This is a genomic window from Streptomyces sp. NPDC047042, from assembly GCF_040644035.1.
Taxonomy (GTDB): domain Bacteria; phylum Actinomycetota; class Actinomycetes; order Streptomycetales; family Streptomycetaceae; genus Streptomyces.
On record NZ_JBEYVP010000019.1, the window covers coordinates 142,205 to 164,430 of the forward strand.

Genomic DNA, 22,226 nt, shown 5'->3' on the forward strand with positions numbered 1-22,226 from the left:
GCGCGCCTCTCACACCCGTGTCGCCGGTCTCCGTAGCAACGACCTGATCGGATGCCACAGCTCCGTGCGTTCCGGGGCCGACGGGACGCTGTTGTCGGGGGCCGTACGCCATATCAGCCCGTCGGGGTGGTGCAGGACCGCCGTGATCTCGTCCGGGGTGGGCGGGGCCGCGTTGCCCCGGAGGTAGACCGCCCGCAGGCCCAGGTTGCGCAGGCGGGTCAGTGCCCTGGCGCGGTTCTGGGCCAGCACCAGGACGCGTACGTCGTCCAGGCACACGCCGGTCGGCCTGCCGGTCGCAGCGGCGGGCCTGGGCAGGTTCAGCGCCACCACCACGCTGCCACTGGGCAGCTTGCAGAAACCTCCTGCGGCCATGCGGTCACACCCCCCGTGGGACTCGGTGTCAATAAGAAAGCCACAGGAGGCACCTAAACACGATCGGCCGCGACCCGCCAGGGGGTCACGGCCGATCATGCTCTGACCTGCAGTTATACGAATTACTTCACTGCGGGGCCCACCTGGATGGAGATCGTCGAGCCGTCCTTGGCCTGCTTGACGATCTTGATCTTGGTGTTGGTGTCAGTGATGTTCACACCCGCCAGCGGGGTCGCCGCGTCGTAGTAGGTGGAGGTGTGATCGTTGAAGACCGGCACGCCCTTCTGGGAGGCGACCTTCGTGAGCACGTCCGCCTTGTGCAGCCGGAGCGCGTCCGTGCGGTACAGGCTGAAGGGCGAGTCGTAGGACTGGATGCGGCTGCGCATCAGCGTGCCGTCCGCCCACTTCAGCGGGGTCGGGTGCGCGTCCACCGGAAGGATCTTGCCGCGGCCCGGGTGGGCGGTGACGTTGTTGTCCTTCTGGGAGGTGTCCCACTTCCAGATCAACAGACCGGTCTGGTACGGGAAGTGCTCGACCCAGTCCGGACGGGTCGTCGTGAAGCCGAAGTTGTACGGGCCGACCTTGAGGGTCTTGTCGTACGACACGTACTGGCGGTTCTCGGCGATGTAGTACTGCGGGTAGCTGTCCGTGAAGGACGCGCCGATGCGCGAGAAGCCCTTCGACGTCCAGGCGGCGTCCGCGCTCTCCGCGTTGTCGGCGAAGAGGGTCGCGCCGTCGGCGGTGAGGGTGATCTCGTCGGCCGCGAAGCCCGCCTGGGAGACGCCGCCGTCGGACGTGTAACGGAAGCGCAGGTCGAACTTCTGGCCCGCGTAGGCGTCCAGGGAGTACGACAGCTTCTTGTACGCGTCCACCGTGCCGGTGAGCGCCGGCTTGCCGCTGCCGTCACGCGGGATGGCCGCGCCGTCGACCGTGCCGTCGATCGGCGTGAAGGTGACGCCGCCGTCGGTGGAGACCTCGGTGTAGACGTAGTCGTAGTCGGCCTCGACGTCGTACCAGCCGTCCAGGGTGAGAGTGGCCGAGGACTTGCCGGTGAGGTCGACCGAACGGGTCAGCGTGTTGTTGAGGTTGTTGTCGCTGCCGCTCCACCACTGGGTGGCGCCCTGCGCCGGCGGGACGATCTCGGTGGTGACCGTCTTGTTCGGGAGCTCGACGACCAGCGCCTGCGCGTTCTTCGTGTTGTACTCGGCGACGCCCAGCTTGTGGCTCGACTTCTTCGCGGCCTTCGCCGTGTCGAACTTGAGCCAGCCCAGCTGGAGCTTGTCCCAGGCGGTCATGTCGCCGGGCAGGTTGCCGATGTTGTCGCCGCCGGTGCCGAGCCAGGAGCCGGACGACATCAGGGTCCAGTAACCGGTCGAGTTCTCACCGGTGTTGGTGGTGTCGTAGTGGTCCGGCAGACCGAGGTCGTGGCCGTACTCGTGGGCGAAGACGCCGAGGCCGCCGTTCTCCGGCTGGATGGTGTAGTCGCCGACCCAGACGCCGGTGTCGCCGATCTGCGCGCCGCCGAGCAGGTTGCCTGCGGGGCCGGTCGCACCGGCGTCGGTGCCGAACGCGAACCAGCGGTGCGCCCAGATGGCGTCCTCGCCCTGCGCGCCGCCGCCCGCGGACTCGTCCTCACCGGCGTGCACGATCTGGAAGTGGTCGATGTAGCCGTCGGGTTCGTTGAAGTTGCCGTCGGCGTCGAAGTCGTAGCGGTCCCACTGGTCGTACGAGGCCAGCTGGGACTTGATCGCCGCGTCGGTCGCGCCGGCTGCCTTCTGCGCCGCGACCCACGCGTTGACCCCGTCCTGGACCGCGTACCAGGCGCCGGTGTCGGCCTGGTTGGAGCCGTAACGGGCCTCGTTGTAGGGGACCTTGACCCAGTCGGAGACCGTGCCCTCGATCGAGTAGCGGCCCGAGGACTGCTTCTCGTAGTACTTCTTCATCGACTCGACGTTCTTGCCGGTGCCGAAGTAGAGCTGCTTGAAGTGCTCGGTGTTGTAGTCCGCCTGCCAGGCCGTGCTGTTGTCCTTGGCACGGTCCGGCGCGGCTATCTGGTTGTGCAGCGGGCCGGGCGTGCCGCCGTAGCGGCTGTCGACCTGGTCGCCGAACTCGACGAGGATCGTGAAGATCTTGTCGGTGCGCTCGCGGCCGAGTTCGACGTACTTGCCCTTGCCCTTGCCGCTCTTGAGCTGCACGACCTGCGAGCCGTTTCGGCTCTTGGCCGTGGCCTCGCCGGAGATGACCTGCCTGAGGGCTTCCTCGCGCTGGGCCTCCTGGGTCTGGCTGAGCGGGCCGTCGAGGTCGTGGTCGGCGTGCTGCCGTTCCGCCGGGTCGTGGCGGTCGGCGGCCGGGACGGCCGAAGTGCCCTTGCCCGGGCCGGAGTCGGCCTCGGCGATGGCAAAGGTGGAGAAGGTGGCGGCGGCTGTGGCGAGTGCCACACCGACGGCCGCCGTTCTGAACGTCCAGGGTCTACTGGTCACTTGAGGTCCTCCCCCGCGTCCGTCCGCGCGGATGGGGGGTTCCTGGTTCGGAAGCTGTCCGCGCGCGGTATACGCGTGTAGTCAAGTGACGTAATTTGACTAGAGGTTTAGAAGAAAAGACAGATCTTGACTTGGACAGGTCAAATGCATTACCGGCGCGCGGGCGCGTCCAGCTGCTGGACGTCATGACTCCGTGCGCCCCCTGTGCTCCGGCGCCGTGGGTTAGGTCACGCTTACCGCGCGTTCCAGTCGGGCATGCACGCGATTAGAGTCGGTAGGTGGAACGCCGGTTGTCCGGTGGAAAGCCAGGTCGACACGCTCCCCTCACCCCCGAATCCAACGAGGACTCGATTGCCATGCCTCGTCCGACTGCGCCTCGCCCGACCGTCGCACAGCTCGCCTACGGTTCGTGCACCGTGATTCTCTCGACGCTCGCCATGCTGCTGCTGTCCCAGACGAGTTCGGGCCCGGGGGTCGCGCTGATCGCCCTGGTGGGGCTCGCCCTCGGCCTCCTCGTGGCCATGACCGTGCCCCGAACCGGGCGGACCCGGACCACCGCCTCACAGGTCGTCGCCTCGTCCGCCACCGCCACGGCGCCCCGACGCGAACGCGTCCCGGTACAGGCCTCGGCGCAACAGGACTGAACCGCCCCTTCCTTCTGCGACTCATACGCCGACAGCGGTTGGGCGGAGCCTGCGTGACACAGGCTCCGCCCAACCGCTGTCGCGTTCCCCGGAGTTGATCAGCCCGATCAGCCCGATCAGCCCGTACTGACCACCACCGTCTTGGCCGCCTTGTCGTGCAGCCCCTGCTTGTACGGCTTGTCGAAGAAGCTCCAGCCGCCCGCGATCGCCGTCCAGATGCAGGCGCAGCAGAACGCGAACGGGATCCACAGCACGAGCGACCGGACGAACACGGTCTGCACGGAGGGCGTGGCGCCGTTGTCGAGGTTGGCCAGCCGCAGCCGGAGCCACCGCTTCCCAAGGGTCTGCCCGGTCCGGGACATCAGGATCGTGTCGTACGCGATGTACAGCACGGCGGCGATGAGCGACTGGCCGGCCGAGCGGCCGTAGTTGATGTCGTCACTGTCGACGTCGTACTCGTGGACGTTGAATCCCCAGGTCAGCAGCCATACGACGATACCGACAAGGATGATGTCGATGATCCGCGCGATCACGCGCCGAGCGCCGTCCGCGAGCGGGGGCATACCGGCGAGGGGGTCGGCGGCGCCGCCGTACGAATCCCCGCCGCCGCCTCCATAGGGCGAGCCTCCGCCGTACGGCGAGCCGCTGGCGGGGCGGCCCGAGCCGGCGTAGGGATCGCCGCCGCCTTCGGGCGGGCTCGAGCTGTCGTACGGATCGCCCGCGCCGTACGACGGGGGCGGTTGCCGCTTCTTGAACGGGTCGTCGTCATCCGGTGGCTGCTGACCGGCGCCGGGGGGCGGTTCGCTGCTCATGGCCCGAGTCGACCGCGAACCACCCGCCTCCGCATCCGGCGAGCGGCCGTCCGGGGTAACCCGGTAGGCGTTGGCGCCGGCCAGGGCCTGTCGTCGTCATATTGCTGTCGTCCGCCCGGAGAGCGGGCCTCGCGGGGTCAGGTGCGTGCTCTCGGCGGGCCGGGCGCAGGCCCTCGCACCGGCTTGGTCGTACGTGGGTCCGTGACCGGTGCGGCGAGAGGGCGTGCACGGCGTCGAGAGGCAGGCGGGAAGGTGACGACGGGCCTCAGGCCTGGCCTAGCCCGCCACGAACGTGTGTGCCGCCTTGTCGTGCCAGGACTGGCGCCACGGGCGGTCGAACAGGCACCACAGGACGCCCACGACGCCGATGCCGAGCAGCCCCGGGACGCAGTAGACGAGCCAGCGGCGCAGGGCCGCGCCGAACGACGGCGGCTCGTGGCCCTCGATGTCCTGGACCTCGAGACCGAGCAGCTTCTTGCCGAGGGTGCGGCCCCACTTGGCGGTGGGCCATGCCTCGGACAGGACCCCGGCGAGCAGCAGCACGGCCAGCACGATGCCCAGGTAGAGGCCGGTCGTGCCGTCCAGCAGCCATACGGTCACGGTCTCGCCGGACAGCTTGGCCTCGTCGATCTTGCCGTTGATGTGGTCGACGGCCATGGTGCCCAGCGGTACGGCGGCCACGGCGGTCAGGGCGCCGAGGACCAGCGTGTCCACGAGGCGTGCCATGAGCCGCTTGCCGAGGCCCGCCGGACGGGCCGCCGCCCGACGGCGGGCGGCGGCCTGGAACACGTCTTCGACGGGCGGCTTCCAGGGCGCGAGGCGCGGTTCCCCGCCCTCGTCGGCTCCGGCCGGGCGGGGTGCCATGGCCCAGGAGGGCTGGCCGCCGCCGGGGGTGCCGGGGGCCATGGGCGCCGCGGTGCCGGGGGTGTTCTGCTGGGGGACGGCCGGGGTCGCGGGCAGCAGCGCCGGGTTGGCGCCCTGGGCCGCAGCAGCGCGGGCCGCCGCGGCCTTGCCGGCGCCGAAGCCGCGGCCCTGTGCGGGCGCCGGTGCGGGTGTGGCCGGGGGTGCCGTGACCGGGCCCTGCGCGCCCTCGGGCGAGCTGGTGCCCCCCGGCTGCGCGCCGCCCGCCCCGCCCTCGCGCCCCGTGCGCGGGGCCGGCGCACGGAAGGTCATGGTGCCCTCGGAGGGCACGGGGCCACGGGTGCCGGGGACGCCTTGCTCGGCGCCGGTGGCGGCCGGGCCCGGAGTGGGCCGACGGAACACGAACGTGCCCGACTCGGGGATGTCACCGGCGTCCTGCTCCACCGGCGGGATCGTGGCGGAACCGTCCGTACGGGCCGACCACCCGTCCGGCTGAACCGGGGACTCGCTCGCGGCCCTGGGGTCGGGCGTCCTCGGGTCGGCGGCCGGTGCGGGTGCGGGGAAGCCCCAGGAGACGTGGCGGTCCCGGTCGCCGCCGAATCCGGACTGATGCGAGCGGTCGGCACCCCACGCGGACGCCGGTTCGGGCCGGCTGCCGTGCTGGGCCTCGGCCGGGGTCGCCCGGCGCGGCTCGGCGGCCGGCGCCTGCGCCGGTGACGGGGATCGCGGGTCCTCGTCGAAGAAGTGCGGCCCGGTCTCCTCGACCCGCGCCGCGACGGACGCGCCGCCGGACGGCGCCGGCCGGCTGGTGCCCGGCACCCAGGAGGAGCCATTCCAGAACCGGACATATCCAGGAATGGACGGGTCCGGGTAATACCCTTCGCGGGGCCTGTCGTCACCGGGGGCCGGGGTTGGGGCGCTCATGTCCGTCGTCCCGTATCTGCTCGGGGGTCATTTGGGGTGCCCCACATCTATCAGACCGGCGCACACCCCATTACCTCTCCGGCCGTACCTACCCCGTTCGTGACAGCTTCTGCCATCTGTCGCGACGGCTCCGACACCGTCCGGCATCGTTCGCGAAAAAACTTCTCCGAAAAACCTCTCCGAACCCGCGTAATGCTGACGCCTCCCCGCGCTCTCTCCTCGTACGGGCCCGATGCGGGCCCACCGCAACGAGAGGAAGTGCCCGCCATGACTCACGCCATGAACACCGTGGTGGAACGGGAACTGGAGCTGAAGCTCATCCTGTCGCCGGAGCGGAGTATCCCCGTCCCCGCCCGGCTCACCTACCGCACCAACGATCCCTTCGCCGTCCACATCGCCTTCCACATCAGCTCCGACAACCCCGTGAACTGGACGTTCGCCCGTGAACTCCTCGTCGAGGGGGTGTTCAGGCCGTGCGGTCACGGTGACGTCCGGGTGTGGCCGACGAAGGTCGAGGGGCGCAGCGTCGTCCTGATGGCGCTGAGTTCACCCGACGGGGACGCCCTCCTCGAGGCGCCCACCGCCCAGGTGTCGGCATGGCTCGAGCGCACGCTGCGGGCGGTCCCGCCGGGCACCGAGGCCGATCAGCTCGGCATCGACGACGGCCTCGCCGAGCTGCTCGCGGCCACCGCGGACTGTACCGACGACCTGTGGCTGCGCGACCCGTGGCCGTCGGACGAGTCCCAGGACGGGGACGGGTACGTGTGACTCGTACCCGAATGGATCATCAGAACAGCTTGCCCGGGTTCAGGAGGCCCAGCGGGTCGAAGGCCGCCTTCACCGCCCGCTGCATCTCCACGCCCACCGGGCCCAGCTCGCGCGCCAGCCACTCCTTCTTGAGGATGCCGACGCCGTGCTCCCCGGTGATCGTGCCGCCGAGTTCCAGGCCGAGGGCCATGATCTCGTCGAAGGACTCGCGGGCCCGCCGGGACTCGTCGGGGTCCTGGGCGTCGAAGCAGACGGTGGGGTGGGTGTTGCCGTCGCCGGCGTGCGCGCAGACGCCGATGGTCAACTGGTACTTCTCGGCGATCCGCTCGACCCCCTCCAGCAGCTCACCGAGCCGCGACCGGGGTACGCACACGTCGTCGATCATCGTGGTGCCCTTGACCGCCTCGAGCGCGACGAGGCACAACCGCCGTGCCTGGAGGAGAAGTTCGGACTCGGCGGCGTCGTCGGCGGGGACCACCTCGGTGGCCCCGGCCGTCTCGCAGAGCGCGCCGACGGCGGCCAGGTCGGCGGCGGGGTCGTGGGTGTCGAAGGCGCAGAGCAGCAGGGCCTCGGTGGTCTCCGGCAGCCCCATGTCGGCGAGGTCGTTGACGGCCTTGACGGTCGTACGGTCCATCAGTTCGAGGAGGGACGGCACATGACCGCCCTCCATGATCCGGCACACGGCGTCGCACGCGGCGGCGGCCGAGGGGAACTCGGCGGCGAGGACCAGCTGCTGGGGCGGCTGCGGCTTCAGCGCCAGCACCGCCCGGACGACGATGCCGAGCGAGCCCTCCGAGCCCACGAACAGCCGGGTGAGGTCGTAGCCGGCGACGCCCTTCGCGGTGCGCCGCCCGGTCGACATGAACCGCCCGTCGGCCAGGACGACGTCCAGACCGAGGACGTATTCCGCCGTGACGCCGTACTTCACACAGCACAGTCCGCCGGACGCGGTGCCGATGTTGCCGCCGATCGTGCACATCTCCCAGCTGGAGGGGTCCGGCGGGTAGTACAGGCCGTGTTCGTTGACCGCGCGGGAGAGGGTGGCGTTGATGACGCCGGGCTCGACGACGGCGACGCGGTCGACCGGGTTGATCTCCAGGATCCGGTCCATCTTCACGAGCGACAGCACGATGCAGCCCTCGGACGCGTTGGCACCGCCCGACAGTCCGGTACGGGCGCCCTGCGGGACCACCGGGACGCGCAGTTCGGTGGCGACCCGCATGACGTGCTGGACCTGCTCGACGGTGCGCGGCAGGACCACGACGGCCGGGGTGCCCGCCGCGCAGAAGCTCGCCATGTCGTTGGCGTAGGCGGCGGTGACGTCCGGATCGGTGAGCACGGCCTCGGCCGGCAGCTCCGCGAGGAGCCGGTCCGTGAGGTTGCCCTGGGCTTCGTCGGGTGCGGCTTGGATACGGCTCATGATCACAGCGTCGCACCCGGGGCCATCGGTGTGAACCCCGCAAGCGGGGAGCTTTCGGTACGGGAATCCGGTCGTCGTACTGACGCACAGTGAGCGCCATGGAGATGGAGAGAGTCCGCGCCCGTGTCCGTGCCCGTGTCCCCGCTCGTGCCGGCGTTCGTGTCCTCCCGCGCCCGCTGACCGCCGTACTCGCGGGGTGTGCGGTACTCGGCGGCGCGCTGATGCTGCTGTTGCCCCCGGACCGTCCCGCCCAGCCCCCGGCGCCCGGTCCGGCGGCCCGCGCGGAACGGGCGGTGACCGCCGGGGCACCGGCCGTGCTGCCCGACCTGACGGCGTTCATCGGCGACCGCGAGACGTTCGTACGCACCCATGCGGGTGACGGGCAGGCCTGGGCGCAGCTCGGGGCGGCCTATGTGGAGCGCGGGCGGCGGACGGCGGACCCCCTGGACTTCCCGAGGGCGGAACGGGCGCTGCGTACGTCGCTGAACGTGCGGTCGGCGAACAACGCGGAGGGGCTCGCCGGGATGGCGGCGCTGTCGAACGCGCGCCGTGACTTCCCGGCCGCGCGGAAGTGGGGCGAGGCGGCGGTGCGTCAGGCGCCGCAGCGCTGGACGTCGTATCCGGCGCTGCTCGACGCGTACACGGGCCTCGGTGACTACAAGGCGGTGCGGCGGACACTGGAGCGGCTGCGGGAGCTGCGCTCCGGGGCGGCGGTACCGGCGGTGCTGGCGCGGGCGGCGGGCGTGTACCGGGATGAGGGCCGGCGCGAGGACGCGCAGGCGGCCCTGGCGGACGCGGCGGCGCGCGCGGCGACTCCGGCCGAGGAGGCCGAATGGCGGTACCGGTCGGGCGAGTTGGCATGGGAGCGAGGCGAACCGGCGGACGCGCTGGCCCACTTCAAGGCGGCCCGGCGTCTCGACCCCGCGCTGGGCTCCGCACGGGCGGGCGAGGGACGGGCGTTGGCGGCGTTGGGCCGTACGTCGGAGGCCATCGGCGCCTACCGGTCGGCGCTCGCGAGGCAGCCGTCACCGCGATTCATGCTGGAACTGGGCGAGTTGTACGACTCCCTGGGCCGGTCGGCGGAGGCTCTGGCTCAGTACGCGGCCCTGCGGACGCGGGTCGCGAGGGAGCAAACCGCCGGTGTGGACGGGGAGTTGCTGCTCGGCCGTCTCGAGGCGGACCACGGGGACCCGGAGTCGGCGGTACGGCGGCTGAGGTCGGAGTGGGCACGGCAGCCGGGCCTCGAGGTCGCGGACGCGCTGGGCTGGGCGCTGCACCGGTCGGGCAAGGACGCGGAGGCGCTGGACTGGGCGAAGCGGGCGACCGACAAGGAGCACGGCGGCGAGGTGCGCAGCGCGCCGTACGCGTACCACCGGGGCATGATCGAGCGGGAGTTGGGGCTCACGGGCCCGGCGCGCCGGCATCTGGAGGAGGCGCTGCGGATCAACCCGTACTTCTCGCCGGGTGGGGTGCGGGCGGCGAAGGAGGCGCTGGAGGCAGTGGACGCGCTGGGCGAGCCGGTGGTGTCCGGCCCGCCCGACTGACCACAGGCATCTACAAGTTGCCGCGCTTGTCCTGCTCCCTTTCGATCGCCTCGAAGAGGGCCTTGAAGTTGCCCTTGCCGAAGCCCATCGAGCCGTGGCGTTCGATGATCTCGAAGAAGACGGTCGGCTTGTCCTGGACCGGCTTGGTGAAGATCTGGAGCAGATAGCCGTCCTCGTCACGGTCGGCGAGGATCTTCAGCTCCTGGAGGGTGTCGATCGGGACGCGGGTGTCGCCGACCCACTCCCCCAGGGTGTCGTAGTAGGAGTCGGGGGTGTCGAGGAACTGGACCCCGGCCGCCCGCATGGTCCGTACGGTCTCGACGATGTCGTTCGAGTTGAGGGCGATGTGCTGGACGCCGGCGCCGCCGTAGAACTCCAGATACTCGTCGATCTGGGACTTCTTCTTGGCGAGGGCGGGCTCGTTGATCGGGAACTTGACCTTCAGCGTCCCGTCGGCGACGACCTTCGACATCAGCGCGCTGTACTCGGTGGCGATGTCGTCGCCCACGAACTCCTTCATGTTCGTGAAGCCCATGACCTTGTTGTAGAAGCCGACCCATTCGTCCATGTGGCCGAGTTCGACGTTGCCCACGCAGTGGTCGATCGCCTGGAAGGTGCGCCGCGCGGGCGGTTCGACGATCGGGGCGGCGGCGGCGAACCCCGGGAGGTACGGGCCGTCGTACCCCGTGCGCTCGACGAGGGTGTGCCGGGTCTGGCCGTACGTGGCGATCACGGCGAGTACGACCGTGCCGTGCTCGTCCTTCAGCTCGTACGGCTCGGCCAGTGAGCGGGCGCCGTGCTCGACGGCGTACGTGTACGCGGCGCGGGCGTCCGGGACCTCGATGGAGAGGTCGACGACGCCGTCACCGTGCTCGGCCACATGTCCGGCCAGGAAGTGGCCCCAGGTGGTGGCGGGTTTGACGACGGAGGTGAACACGAACCGGGCGGAACCGTTCTCCAGGACGTACGACGCCGTCTCGCGGCTGCCCGTCTCCGGCCCGGAGTAGGCGACGAGCCGCATGCCGAAGGCCGTGGAGTAGTAGTGCGCCGCCTGCTTGGCGTTGCCCACGGCGAAGACGACCGCGTCCATTCCCTTGACCGGGAAGGGGTCTGCCTGCCGCGCGGTGTCGGGAGTGAGGTGTGTGGTCTGCGTCATAACGGCAGCCTCGCCCCGGCACGGCAAGATGCGCAACAGTTCGTGCTGGAGCTGGACATTCTGCTCAGCTGATTGGGCGTGTGGCCGGGCTTTCTGTACAGGATGACCAGGGTGACCAGGACCGAGTGGGGGCTGTTGTGGCGATCGACGAGTTGGACGGGCGGATCATCGTGCTGCTCGCGCGGGAACCGCGGATCGGCGTACTGGAGATGTCCCGGCGGCTGGGAGTGGCTCGGGGGACGGCGCAGGCGCGACTCGACCGGCTCCAGTCGGACGGGGTGATCCGGGGGTTCGGGCCGCAGGTGGACCCGGCGGCGCTCGGCTACCCGGTCACCGCCTTCGCGACGCTCCAGATCCGCCAGGGGCAGGGGCGGGATGTACGGGCCCACCTGGCGTCCGTACCGGAGGTGCTGGAACTGCTCACGACCACCGGCAACGGGGACATGCTGTGCCGGCTGGTGGCCCGTTCGAACGCGGATCTCCAGCGGGTGATCGACCGGGTGGTGGGTATCGAGGGCATCGTCCGGGCGGCGACGGCGATCGTGATGGAGAACCCGGTTCCACTGCGGATCATCCCGCTGGTGGAACAGGCGGCGTCGGAGCGGGACGGCGACTGAAAACTTACAAAGAACTGGTTGCAAAGAAATCCTTGCAACCAGTTCTTTGCAACGCTACCTTTGGACTCATGCCGGAACAGCAGCCTGAGATCCCCGAAAAACCGACCCCCCACCTCCTCAACGCCCGTTCACTGCGCGGCCTCGCACATCCCCTGCGGATGCAGCTGCTGAACGCCCTGCGGCGCGGCGGGCCCGCCACCGCCTCCCAACTGGCCGCGAAACTGGGCGAGTCGAGCGGGGCGACCAGCTATCACCTGCGCCAGCTCGCCGCGCACGGCTTCGTCGAGGACGCACCCGAGCACGGCAAGGGGCGGGAACGCTGGTGGCGGGCCGCGGTCGAGGGCGTGCAGTTCGACGAAGCCCTGCTCGAGGACCCCGACCCCGCTGTCCGCGGCGCCGCCGACCTGTTCATCCACGAGGTCGCGAACAACCACACCCGGGAGATCTCGACCTGGCTCGGCAACCCGAACGACTGGTCCGACGCCTGGAAACGGTCCTCGGACCTGAGCGACATGACGCTACGGCTGACACCCGAGACCGCCCTCGAGCTGATCCACCGGATGCACGAGCTCGTCGACAGCTACCGCGCCCACGCCCCGGCCGAGGGCACCCCGGAGGCCGAGACGGTACGCGTCCACACCCACGTCTTCCCGACCCACACGACCTGAGAGGCGAACCCCGATGAACCCCGAGCGCTACCTCGCCCCACACACCCTCCGCGCCGCCGACCTCCGAGCCGAGGCCGACGCCCACCGCCTCGCCCTCGCCGCCAGGCGCCCCGCGCGGGACCTGCGCACCCGCGTCGGCTGGACCCTCGTAGAACTGGGCCTACGCCTGGCATCGGCACCGCCGAGGCCCCGGATCGCCTGAGAACCTAGAGCCCCCTCGGCGGGGGGCCGCTCGATTCCCGCACCACCAACGGCGGGTCCACCTCGTGCAGGACTCGTTCCGTCGAGCCGGGGTTGGTGATCTCCTCGACCAGCAGATCGATGCCCTCGGTGGCCACCGCGTCGAAGTCCTGCGCCACCGTCGTCAGCGCGGGCTGCTGGAAGCGGGCGGCCGGGATGTCGTCCATGCCTACGACGCTCACCTCCTCCGGAACCCGGCGACCCCGCTCGTGCAGCGCCCTGACCAGGCCGATCGCCATGTCGTCGTTCGCCACGAAGACCGCGGTCATCGCCTCGTCGGCCGCCAGTCGCAGGCCCGCCTCGTAACCGCTCGCGCAGGACCAGTCCCCCTCGACGGGCTCGGCCACCGGCAGGCCCGCCTCGGTCAGCGCCGAGCGCCAGCCATCGGCGCGGTCACGGGACGCCCACCACTGACCCGGCCCCGAGACATGCCGGATCTCGGTGTGCCCGAGGTCGATGAGGTGCCGGGTCGCCACATACCCGCTGCGGTCCGACTTCTCCGCCGAGCGGATCCGCCGCGCGGCGACCAGACCGGGAAAGCGCCCGATGGTGAGGATGGGCACGTCCAGCCAGACCTTGACCGGGCTGCCCTCGTCGATCGCCTCCGACAGCACGATGCCGTCGACGCCTTGTTCGAGGAGGCTGTCGATGGCCTCGGCGGTGCTGTGCTCGTCGTCCTCAGTGGTGTGGGCGACGCTCACCGAGTAGCCGAGCCGGCGCGCCGAGCGCTCTATCGCGACGAGCATGGTCGTGGGCCCGTAGAGGCGGGCGCCGAGTGAGATCACGCCCAGCCTGCGGCTCCGGCCCGAGGTGAGGCTGCGCGCCGCGCCGTTGGGGCGGTACCCGAGCTGCTGGGCCGCCCGCAGCACCCGCTCCCGGAGCTCCTCACGGACGTACGGCTCGTTGTTCATGACCCGCGACACGGTCTTCTGGGAGACACCGGCGAGGCGCGCGACATCGGTGCTCGTCGCCGGTGGCCGTGAGACGCCGTCACGAGCCTGGGTACCGGCCACGGAAACTCCCCGCCTTCTTCCGAACTCTCAAGACTGCGCTGTCAGAAATATGCCGTGATCAGTGTGCGGTTCGACCCTCGAAATCGTCAATCGAAACCTTAACTCGCATGAAACAGCTGTGACACGAGTATTGACGCCGACTCGATCCGAGCCACAGACTCCGGCCTGACTACGCAGTCATGCGTGCAGTCGTTGCACAGTGATCGGAGCGGTGATGCGGAGAAGGCAGAGTAGACGAAGGCTGACGAGGGCGCTGGGGAGTGTCGTCGCGGCAGGCGCGCTGCTGGCGGTGCCCATGGCCAGTGCGCAGGCCTACAACCCGACCGGCGGGATCCTCTACCAACTCGGCAGCGAGCCGTGTCTGAAGGGGCGGGGCAACTGCGCGATCTATCCGAAGTCGGCGGAGCTGCCCGGCGGGCGGCTGGTCGCGTCGTTCGAGAAGTCCACCGTCGTGACGAAGTCGGGCAGCGCCGACGGTCAGACCCTCCCGGTCTACAAGAGCGACGACGACGGCTCGAGCTGGCAGCCCCTGTCCGAGGTCAAGGCCCCGGCGTACCTCTCCACGGACCCCAGGTACGCCAAGTACACGAGCAACTGGACCAACCCGTATCTCTACGTCCTCCCGCAGACGGTCGGTGCGCTCAAGAAGGGCACCCTGCTGCTGGCGAGCGTCGTGTCGGGGGACGACTACTACTACAAGGAGCACAAGGCGGCCGACCCCGACTGGACGCCGAACAACGACGGTGACCGCAAGGATCTGGCGATCGCCCTGTACTCGAGCGTCGACGAGGGCAGGAGCTGGAAGGTGGTCAACGTCATCGCGACCGCCGGCTGGCAGGGCGGCAGTGCGGGCGCGGTCGGCCAGAACATCGCGGCGGCGAACACGAACCGGCAGGTGGACCCCCTCTGGGAGCCGTACCTGATGGTCTACGACGGCAAGCTGGTCTGTTTCTACTCCGACGAGAACGACTACACCGGCTTCGACCCGGTGACCGGCGTGCCGGCCCTCGACCCCGCCAACGACACGGCGACCGACTCGCACGGCCAGATCCTCGCCCACAGGACGTGGGACGGCAGCAGCACCGCGTGGAGCGCCCCGGTCGTCGACGTCGCCGGGTCCAAGCAGGACATGGGCGGCGGAAAGACGGAGATCGGCGGCGGCCGACCGGGCATGACCAACGTGGTCGCCACGTCGGACGGCCGGTGGCTGCTGACGTTCGAGTACTGGGGCGGCGGGGCCAACACCCGGTATGTGATCGCCGACAGCCCGCTGAAGTTCTTCCGGGGCAGCCCGACCGGGATGTCCGTCGGTTCCCTCCCGGTCGTCTCCGGCTCCAAGCCGCTCTCGCAGGGCGGCAGCCCGGTCCTCATCCGGATTCCCGACGGGCGGCTGGTGTACAACGCCTCGAACAGCGGTGACGTCTGGGTCAACGAGACCGGGCGCAGCGACGGGGTGTGGACGGAGTACCAGACGAACTCGCCGGCCGGCTACAGCCGCAATCTCCAGTACGTCGACAGGACGGGCCGCGTCGCGATCCTCAACAACCAGGGCACCTCCACGATCGCGTACGCCGAGGTCGACCTGGGCGAGTCGGCCGGTACCTACTACCAGCTGCGGAACCGGAAGACCGGCCAGGTGATCGGCACCGGCAACAAGACCAACGACGCCAACCTCGGCAATGCGAACGTGCCCGACGTGACCCTCGAGGACGCCGGGGCGGCGGCGAACCCCGACACCCAGTCCTGGCACGTGGTGACCGAACCGAACGGCGGTACGACGCTGCTGAACAGGTCGGGCGGCCGCGCGGCGGCGATCTGGACCGGCAGCGCGACGGTCGGCCAGCGGATCGGCCAGTGGGTCGACAACAGCGCGACGGGCAGCTGGAACCTGGTGGAGACGGCGGACGGCTACTACAGATTCCAGTCGCTCAAGAACACGACCCTGTACCTGACGGGCGCGTCGGCCGGATCCCCGCTGACGTTGCAGACCGCGACGACGGACGGCTCACAGGACTGGAAACTGGTCCAGTGAGCTGAGGTCGGAGACGGGCGGGGGCTGGTGAGGTCTTTCAGGGGCGCGGGGAACTGCGCGACAAGCCCCCACCGGCCCGCAGCCGAAAACCCACGCACCCGGCGGAGCCAGTCGCTAACACCCCGGCACAACCCCCCGCCCCGTCTCCAACGCCACCAACGCCCCCACAGCCCCCTTGAGCGACGTAACCGGAATCAACCGCAACCCCTCCGGCAACTCCGACTCCGCATCCGAGCACTCAGCCTTCGGCACCAGAAAAACGGTCGCCCCGTCCCGCCGCGCGGCCTGCGTCTTCAGCCCCACCCCACCCACCGCCCCGACCGTGCCGTCCGCGTCGATCGTCCCCGTACCGGCGATGGTGCGCCCCCCGGTCAGGTCACCGCCCTTCCCGTCGCCGTCGAGCTTGTCGATGACACCGAGGGAGAAGAGCAGCCCGGCACTGGGCCCGCCGACGTCGGCGAGCTTGAGGCTGACCTTGATCTTGCCGGAGTCCTCGTCCAGGTAATTCAGGGCGGCCTCGGCCGCCGCGTCCTGCGACTTCTTCATCTCGGCCGCGTTGTGCTCCTCGATCTCCTTGGTGCTGTCGCCGCTCGGGTAGACCGAGTCACGCGGCATCACGGCCTGGTCGCTGCGGAACCAGCCGTCGAGTACGTCCCCGAGGCGCACGTGGGTGTCGGGGCCGGTCGCCTCGATCGTCGTCATCCGCAGCTCGCCGGTGGTCTTGCGGGTGGTCGCGCCGGTGATGGTGATGACCGGGTCGCCCGCGTTGGCGCCGAGCACGTTCGCCGTCATGCCGGGCTGCGCCACGGAGAACGGCAGCGGCGCGAGGGCCGCCGTGGCGAGGAGGGCCACGACGGGCAGGGCACAGACGGCGACGGCCCGGGGGCGCGTGAGGCGAGAGAGCACGAGGTCAATCTAACGCGGGGCCACTTTCGGGCCGGGATCGGCCGGGGTCCGCCGGGGTCCGCCGGAATCGGCCGGGATCGGCCGGGGTCCGCCGGGATCGGCCGGGGTCCGCCGGGATCGGCCGGGGTCCGCCGGGATCGGCCGGGGTCCGCCGGGATCGGCCGGGGTCCGCCGGAGTCGGCCGGGATCAGCCAGAGTCGGCTGGGATCAGCCGGAGTCGGCCGGAGTCGGCCGGGATCGGCCGGGATCGGCCGGGGTCCGCCGGGATCGGCCGGGATCGGCCGGGATCGGCCGGGGTCCGCCGGGGTCCGCCGGGATCGGCCGGGGTCCGCCGGGATCGGCCGGGATCGGCCGGGGTCCGCCGGGGTCCGCCGGGATCGGCCGGGATCGGCCGGGGTCCGCCGGGATCGGCCGGAGTCGGCCGCCCTGGCCCTGACCCTCGAGGGCTTGCCGCGGACCGCACCAGGCCGCCGCGGGAATGGCGGCAGCGCACCCTACCTACGGACGCAGGCGCCGCCCGCCCTCACGCCTCACCCTCAAGGAGCCCCCGGGTCCGCAGTCCCCGAAGGCCCGCCCGGCGGGCCGTTCAGCGCAGCGCCTCGGACACCTCTCGGGCCGCGTCCATGACACGCGGCCCCACCCGCTCCGGCACCGCGTCGGCGAGCATCACCACCCCGACGCTCCCCTCGACCCCCGTCACCCCGATGAGCGGCGCGGCCGCCCCGCTCGCGCCGGCCTCCAGCTCGCCGTGGGTGAGGGTGTAGCCGGGGTCGGTGGGCGGCTGCTGCCGGGCGGAGAGGATGGCCTTGCCGGCCGCGCCGCGCTCCAGGGGGTGGCGGAAACCGGCCCGGTAGGCCACGTGGTAGTCGGTCCAGGTCGGCTCGACGACGGCCACGGCGAGCGCCTCCGTCCCGTCGACCAGGGTCAGATGGGCGGTCGCGCCTATGTCCTCGGCCAGCGATCTGAGCGCGGGCAGCGCGGCCTCGCGTACGAGGGGATGCACCTGCCGGCCGAGCCGCAGCACCCCCAGCCCGACGCGGGCCCGGCCGCCCAGGTCACGGCGTACGAGCGCGTGCTGTTCCAGGGTGGCCAGCAGGCGGTACACGACGGTCCGGTTCACGCCGAGCCTGGTCGACAGCTCGGTCACGGTCAGACCGTGGTCGGTGTCGGCGAGCAGCTTGAGGACGCGCAGTCCCCGGTCGAGCGTCTGGGAGGTCTCCGCGGTCACGACGCCCACTCCTTCACGTGGTGAGGTCGGCAACTCCCTGGCGGCGGATGCGTCGCCGGTCCCGTTGGCGACGCGCGTCAGAGGCGGCCGATCGGCGGCGGCCGGGGCTCTCCCGGACACGCTCGCTTCACGACTGCGCTCCGCGGCGTCGCTGCCACGGGGCGTGTGCGTTGCGGGGACAGTAGCGAAGGGGGTTCGCTCAGCGGAAGGCTCCGTCCAGAATCCGGTCACTCCGCGGTACGGACTACTGCGCTTCCTCCCGAAATGCACGGCGTGTGAGCGACCGCGTACGCCCCCTCACCGGACACTCCCAAGGGCGGTGCGGCGATCACCGCATCCGGGTCGCCCATTCCTGCACTTTGGCGATGCGCTGTCGCAACTGTCCCGCCGTCGCCTCCGCGCTCGGCGGCCCGCCGCACACGCGGCGCAGCTCGGTGTGGATCACCCCGTGCGGCTTGCCGCTCTGATGGACGTACGCCCCGACCATGGTGTTGAGCTGTTTCCTCAGCTCCAGCATCTCCTTGTGGGAGACCACGGGCCGCCGCTCGGCGGGCAGTTCGAGGAGGTCGGCCTCGTCGTCGGGCTTCTTACGGCTGTGCGCGATCTGCCGGGCCTGCCGCTTCTGCAGCAGCATCTGCACCTGGTCGGGTTCGAGCAGCCCCGGGATGCCGAGGTAGTCCTGCTCCTCCTCGCTCCCCGGGTGCGCCTGCATCCCGAACTCGGCGCCGTCGTACAGGACCCGGTCGAAGACGGCGTCGGACTCCAGCGCCTCGAAGGAGAACTGCTCCTGCTCGCCGGTGTCCTCGTCCTCCTCCCGGTTCGCCTCCTCCATCTCCTTCTCGGACTCGGCGTACGGGTCCTCCTCGCCGGCCTTCTTGGGCTTGTCGAGGGCGTGGTCGCGCTCGACCTCCATCTCGTTGGCGAAGGTGAGGAGGTCGGGGACGGTCGGCAGGAACACGGAGGCCGTCTCGCCGCGCCGCCGGGAACGCACGAAGCGTCCGACGGCCTGCGCGAAGAAGAGGGGCGTGGAGATGGTCGTGGCGTAGACCCCGACCGCCAGCCGGGGCACGTCGACGCCCTCGGACACCATGCGTACGGCGACCATCCACCGGTCGTTGCTCTGGCTGAACTCGTCGATGCGGGCGGAGGCGCCGGTGTCGTCGGAGAGGACGAGGGTCGCCCGGGTCCCGGTGATGTCGCGGATCAGCTTGGCGTAGGCGCGGGCGGACTCCTGGTCGGAGGCGATGACGAGCGCCCCCGCGTCGGGAATCGCCTTCCGCACCTCGGTCAGCCGCTTGTCGGCGGCGCGCAGCACGCTCGGCATCCACTCGCCGCGCGGATCGAGGGCCGTACGCCAGGCCTGCGACACGGCGTCCTTGGTCATCGGCTCGCCGAGCCGGGCGGCGATCTCATCACCGGCCTTCGTCCGCCAGCGCATCTGCCCGCTGTAGGAGAGGAAGATGACGGGCCGCACGACGTGGTCGGCGAGCGCGTTGCCGTAGCCGTAGGTGTAGTCGGCGGAGGAGCGCCGGATCCCGTCGTTGCCCTCCTCGTACGTGACGAAGGGGATCGGGTTGGTGTCGGAGCGGAACGGTGTCCCGGTGAGCGCGAGCCGCCGCGTGGCGGGCTCGAACGCCTCGAGACAGGCCTCGCCCCAGGACTTGGAGTCACCGGCGTGGTGGATCTCGTCGAGGATGACGAGGGTCTTGCGCTGTTCGCAGCGGTTGCGGTGCAGCATGGGCCGCACACCGACACCCGCGTACGTCACGGCGACGCCCTGGTACTCCTTGCTGAGCGGTCCGGCGCTGTACTCGGGATCGAGCTTGATCCCTATCCGCGCCGCCGCCTCGGCCCACTGCTTCTTCAGGTGCTCGGTGGGCGCGACCACGGTCACCTGCTGCACGACATGGTGGTGCAGCAGCCAGGAGGCGAGCGTCAGCGCGAACGTCGTCTTGCCGGCGCCGGGGGTGGCGACGGCGAGGAAGTCACGCGGCTGCTCCTTGAGATACCTCTCCATCGCCCCCTGCTGCCAGGCACGCAGCTTGCTGGCGGTGCCCCAGGGGGCGCGGCCGGGGAAGGCGGGCGAGAGGTGATGATTCGCGGCGGTGCCGGGGGAAGCGCTGGCGGCGGTGGTAGTCACGGTCTCCGGGGTGGTCGAACGGGAGCCGAGGGCTCGGGCTACGTATGACAACCGGGCCACCCTACCGGCGGCCCGGGACTGCCAACGCGCGTACGACGCGGGGTCCCCCAGGGATGGGACTCAGCTCACACCGACGACTCGGCCAGGTCTCGCAGCGCCTCGGAGATGACCTTGACCTCCTCCACGCTGCCGGAGGCCACCGCGATCACCAGACGTTCGGCGGCATCGATGTCCGGCCGCAGCTGCACGTCGTTCAGCGCCAGGAAGACGACGCAGGACGTCCAGGCGGTGCGTTTGTTGCCGCCACCGAACGGTCGGTCGACCGCCAGCGACTGCAGCAACGCGGCCGCCTTGTCGAACACGTCGGGGTACGCCTCCTGCCCGAGCGGTGTGGCCGAGGGGCGATGTGCCGCTGCGGCCACCAGGCCCGCGTCGCGCACAACCGCGCGTCGGCCCTCGACAGCGAATCCGGCGATGTCCACGACATCCTCGGCCGAGAGGTAGACGTACGTCACTTGAGCCGCTCCAGCAGTTCGGCCCACTTGACGGTCTGTTCCTTGGCGGCCTGACGGACCCGTGTCTCGTGAACCGTTCTGGACAAGTAGACGTCCACAGCCCTCAGCACGATGGCGTGCATACTCACGCCCTCCTCCATGGCACGCAGCTTCAGAGCTTGCGTCTGGTCATCACGGAGGCGCAGGTTCATAGCCATAAGCCCCAGCCTATCGACCCAAAGAGGCCATACCTGTACCACTCAGGAAGAAGCGACCCGCAACCGCGTAGTCACCCAAGCCCCCACCAACGCCACCCCCGCCATCGGCAGGAACACGACGGCGAAGGCGGCCGGGTGGGAAGCGGACGCCTCGGTCGCCGTGTGGCTCAGCGTCCCCCCGCCCAGCGCGGCGAACGCCGCGCCCCCGCCGGCCAGCAGCAGCACGTTGGAGAGCCCGTCGGAGATCTGCAGGGCCGCTGAGTTGGTGCCGGCCTCCTCGGGGGCGGACAGCTGCAGCAGCAGGACGCTGGTGCTAGAGATCACCAGCCCCATCCCGAAGCACCCGAACGCCCACACCACCGCCAGCGTCCACACCGGCACCGCGTCGATCAGCACGGCGGGCGCCGCGGCGATGGAGAGGGCGACCACCACCATCCCGAACGTCATCATCCGCTCCCGGTACGGCTCCATCCGCGCCCGCGCCTGTACGGACGACCCCAGCGCCCAGGTCACCCCGCCCGCCGCGAGCGAGAACCCGGCCATCGTCGGCGACAGCCCCCGCTGCGTGACGAGCATCAGCGGTACGAAGGACTCGGCCGCGATGAACGAGCCCGCGGCGACCCCGCGCAGCAACACGACGGACGGCAGCCCGCGCGCGGCCCGGTAGGTCCCCCGGGGAAGCAGTCCGAGCGCGGCGGGCACCAGCAGCGAGAGGCCGAGGACCCCGGGAACGACCGAGACCCACCGCAGATCCTGGGCGGCGTACTGAAGCAGCCCGGCACCGAAGGAGATCCCCAGCGCGAGCCGGATACGACGCCGCCCCTCCTCCGCACCCCCCTGTCCTGCCTGATCCTTCACGGCCCCGCCGGCCAGCCGACGTATCTGGGGCAGCGCGAGGGCCAGCGGGAAGACGACCAGCACCGGTATCCCGACGAACACCCACCGCCAGCCCAGCTGTTCGGTGACCGCGCCGGCGGCGAGGGGCCCGACCACGGAGGGCACCACCCAGCTCGCGGCGAACGCGGCCATGATGGAGGCCCGCAACCGCTCGGGATAGGCCCGCCCGACCACGACGTACAGGGCGACGATCACCAGCCCGCCGCCCAGCCCCTGCACGGCTCGCCCGGCGATGAACAGCCACATGACCCCGGCGGTCCCGGACAACAGCAACCCGGCGGCGAAGGCGGCAATCCCGGTGGTCAGCGGCCCCAGGGGTCCCCTGCGGTCCGACCACCGACCGGACAGCACCATCCCGAAGAGGCTGGTCGTGAAGTACCCGGAGAACGCGAACGCGTACAGCGACACCCCGTCCAGCTCCCGCGCCGCCACGGGCATGGCCGTCCCCACGGCCGTCGCCTCGAAGGCGATCAGCAGCACGACGGAGACGATCCCGACGCTGAGCGCCCGATAGGAACGCCCGAGCACCCCCTCACCGGATACGGCAGCCGACGGGGTGTCCGTTTCGACGGCGACGCCTGTGTCGCCCGGTTCCAGGGAGGTCATGCAAGCCAGCGTAAGGGCCAACCCCGACCTTGACCCCTGTCGGAGGTAGGGGCCCGTCCGGGACCTTGGTCGTACGCCCCCCTGGTTCACGCCCCCCCTTCATGAACGGCGTGTGGCAGTCCCGTTGCAGCCAGCCCGGTTCCCTTGTTCCCCCACGCTCTCCGCCCCTACGGTCGAGTCACGAAG

20 protein-coding genes are annotated in these 22,226 nt (G+C 70.7%); 7 read left to right on the forward strand and 13 right to left on the reverse strand.

Annotation, left to right across the window (positions count from 1 at the left end; translation table 11 throughout):
* Nucleotides 1-9: 9 nt before the first annotated feature.
* Both ABZ855_RS23350 and ABZ855_RS23355 read right to left on the reverse strand, forming a co-directional pair.
* A complete protein-coding gene (locus ABZ855_RS23350; protein ID WP_360809705.1) occupies nt 10-372 on the reverse strand; it encodes a hypothetical protein in 363 nt (120 codons plus the stop codon).
* A gap of 122 nt (nt 373-494) precedes the next feature.
* Entirely contained in the window at nt 495-2,852 is a 2,358-nt protein-coding gene (locus ABZ855_RS23355) for an immune inhibitor A domain-containing protein (RefSeq protein WP_360809707.1), read from the reverse strand.
* 356 nt (nt 2,853-3,208) lie between these two features.
* Between ABZ855_RS23355 and ABZ855_RS23360 the strand changes: the two genes are divergently transcribed.
* Nucleotides 3,209-3,496, forward strand: a complete 288-nt coding sequence (locus ABZ855_RS23360; RefSeq protein ID WP_360809709.1) for a hypothetical protein — start codon at nt 3,209-3,211, stop codon at nt 3,494-3,496.
* 116 nt (nt 3,497-3,612) lie between these two features.
* Here the strand turns inward: ABZ855_RS23360 and ABZ855_RS23365 are convergent, their stop codons facing one another.
* Together ABZ855_RS23365 and ABZ855_RS23370 are read right to left on the reverse strand one after the other, a co-directional pair.
* On the reverse strand, nt 3,613-4,308 hold the full coding sequence (locus ABZ855_RS23365; protein ID WP_360809711.1) for an RDD family protein: 696 nt from the start codon (nt 4,306-4,308) through the stop codon (nt 3,613-3,615).
* A gap of 276 nt (nt 4,309-4,584) precedes the next feature.
* Nucleotides 4,585-6,093, reverse strand: coding sequence for an RDD family protein (locus tag ABZ855_RS23370; RefSeq protein ID WP_360809713.1), 1,509 nt, complete (start codon nt 6,091-6,093; stop codon nt 4,585-4,587).
* Nucleotides 6,094-6,372: 279 nt separating this feature from the next.
* Between ABZ855_RS23370 and ABZ855_RS23375 the strand changes: the two genes are divergently transcribed.
* Nucleotides 6,373-6,861 carry an SsgA family sporulation/cell division regulator gene (locus tag ABZ855_RS23375; protein ID WP_360809820.1) on the forward strand — a complete coding sequence of 163 codons (489 nt, stop codon included), beginning with the start codon at nt 6,373-6,375 and terminating at the stop codon, nt 6,859-6,861.
* Nucleotides 6,862-6,880: 19 nt separating this feature from the next.
* On the opposite strand, the gene ABZ855_RS23380 is transcribed toward ABZ855_RS23375, so the two are convergent.
* A complete protein-coding gene (locus ABZ855_RS23380; RefSeq protein WP_360809715.1) occupies nt 6,881-8,287 on the reverse strand; it encodes an FAD-linked oxidase C-terminal domain-containing protein in 1,407 nt (468 codons plus the stop codon).
* 92 nt (nt 8,288-8,379) lie between these two features.
* Between ABZ855_RS23380 and ABZ855_RS23385 the strand changes: the two genes are divergently transcribed.
* Nucleotides 8,380-9,825, forward strand: a complete 1,446-nt coding sequence (locus tag ABZ855_RS23385) for a tetratricopeptide repeat protein (protein WP_360809717.1) — start codon at nt 8,380-8,382, stop codon at nt 9,823-9,825.
* A gap of 10 nt (nt 9,826-9,835) precedes the next feature.
* On the opposite strand, the gene hppD is transcribed toward ABZ855_RS23385, so the two are convergent.
* Nucleotides 9,836-10,981 (reverse strand): 4-hydroxyphenylpyruvate dioxygenase, encoded by a 1,146-nt coding sequence (gene hppD / locus ABZ855_RS23390; RefSeq protein WP_360809719.1) that lies wholly within the window; start codon nt 10,979-10,981, stop codon nt 9,836-9,838.
* Between the two features lie 137 nt (nt 10,982-11,118).
* Here hppD and ABZ855_RS23395 point away from each other — a divergent pair, with 137 nt between their 5' ends.
* The 3 genes from ABZ855_RS23395 to ABZ855_RS23405 all read left to right on the forward strand — a co-directional run bounded on the left by ABZ855_RS23395 (nt 11,119) and on the right by ABZ855_RS23405 (nt 12,468).
* The gene (locus ABZ855_RS23395; protein ID WP_360809822.1) at nt 11,119-11,598 is read left to right on the forward strand and encodes an Lrp/AsnC family transcriptional regulator; all 480 of its coding nucleotides are present in this window, start codon (nt 11,119-11,121) and stop codon (nt 11,596-11,598) included.
* Between the two features lie 68 nt (nt 11,599-11,666).
* Nucleotides 11,667-12,266 carry a helix-turn-helix domain-containing protein gene (locus ABZ855_RS23400; RefSeq protein ID WP_360809721.1) on the forward strand — a complete coding sequence of 200 codons (600 nt, stop codon included), beginning with the start codon at nt 11,667-11,669 and terminating at the stop codon, nt 12,264-12,266.
* Between the two features lie 13 nt (nt 12,267-12,279).
* Nucleotides 12,280-12,468 carry a hypothetical protein gene (locus ABZ855_RS23405; protein WP_360809723.1) on the forward strand — a complete coding sequence of 63 codons (189 nt, stop codon included), beginning with the start codon at nt 12,280-12,282 and terminating at the stop codon, nt 12,466-12,468.
* A gap of 4 nt (nt 12,469-12,472) precedes the next feature.
* Here ABZ855_RS23405 and ABZ855_RS23410 read toward each other — a convergent pair whose 3' ends face one another.
* Nucleotides 12,473-13,519, reverse strand: coding sequence for a LacI family DNA-binding transcriptional regulator (locus ABZ855_RS23410; RefSeq protein WP_360809725.1), 1,047 nt, complete (start codon nt 13,517-13,519; stop codon nt 12,473-12,475).
* A 295-nt stretch (nt 13,520-13,814) separates the two neighbouring features.
* Between ABZ855_RS23410 and ABZ855_RS23415 the strand changes: the two genes are divergently transcribed.
* Nucleotides 13,815-15,551, forward strand: coding sequence for an RICIN domain-containing protein (locus ABZ855_RS23415; RefSeq protein WP_360809727.1), 1,737 nt, complete (start codon nt 13,815-13,817; stop codon nt 15,549-15,551).
* A 114-nt stretch (nt 15,552-15,665) separates the two neighbouring features.
* Here the strand turns inward: ABZ855_RS23415 and ABZ855_RS23420 are convergent, their stop codons facing one another.
* The 6 genes from ABZ855_RS23420 to ABZ855_RS23445 all read right to left on the reverse strand — a co-directional run bounded on the left by ABZ855_RS23420 (nt 15,666) and on the right by ABZ855_RS23445 (nt 22,040).
* The gene (locus tag ABZ855_RS23420; protein WP_360809729.1) at nt 15,666-16,457 is read right to left on the reverse strand and encodes a S16 family serine protease; all 792 of its coding nucleotides are present in this window, start codon (nt 16,455-16,457) and stop codon (nt 15,666-15,668) included.
* A 586-nt stretch (nt 16,458-17,043) separates the two neighbouring features.
* The gene (locus ABZ855_RS23425; RefSeq protein ID WP_319206773.1) at nt 17,044-17,685 is read right to left on the reverse strand and encodes a helix-turn-helix domain-containing protein; all 642 of its coding nucleotides are present in this window, start codon (nt 17,683-17,685) and stop codon (nt 17,044-17,046) included.
* 328 nt (nt 17,686-18,013) lie between these two features.
* Nucleotides 18,014-19,825: a DEAD/DEAH box helicase gene (locus tag ABZ855_RS23430; protein WP_360809731.1), complete on the reverse strand. Its 1,812-nt coding sequence runs from the start codon at nt 19,823-19,825 to the stop codon at nt 18,014-18,016.
* 125 nt (nt 19,826-19,950) lie between these two features.
* Nucleotides 19,951-20,340: a type II toxin-antitoxin system death-on-curing family toxin gene (locus ABZ855_RS23435; RefSeq protein ID WP_360809733.1), complete on the reverse strand. Its 390-nt coding sequence runs from the start codon at nt 20,338-20,340 to the stop codon at nt 19,951-19,953.
* The gene (locus ABZ855_RS23440) at nt 20,337-20,537 is read right to left on the reverse strand and encodes a CopG family transcriptional regulator (protein ID WP_360809735.1); all 201 of its coding nucleotides are present in this window, start codon (nt 20,535-20,537) and stop codon (nt 20,337-20,339) included. The genes ABZ855_RS23435 and ABZ855_RS23440 overlap by 4 nt, the downstream gene beginning before the upstream one ends.
* Nucleotides 20,538-20,579: 42 nt before the next feature.
* Nucleotides 20,580-22,040 carry an MFS transporter gene (locus tag ABZ855_RS23445; RefSeq protein WP_360809737.1) on the reverse strand — a complete coding sequence of 487 codons (1,461 nt, stop codon included), beginning with the start codon at nt 22,038-22,040 and terminating at the stop codon, nt 20,580-20,582.
* Nucleotides 22,041-22,226 lie beyond the last annotated feature (186 nt).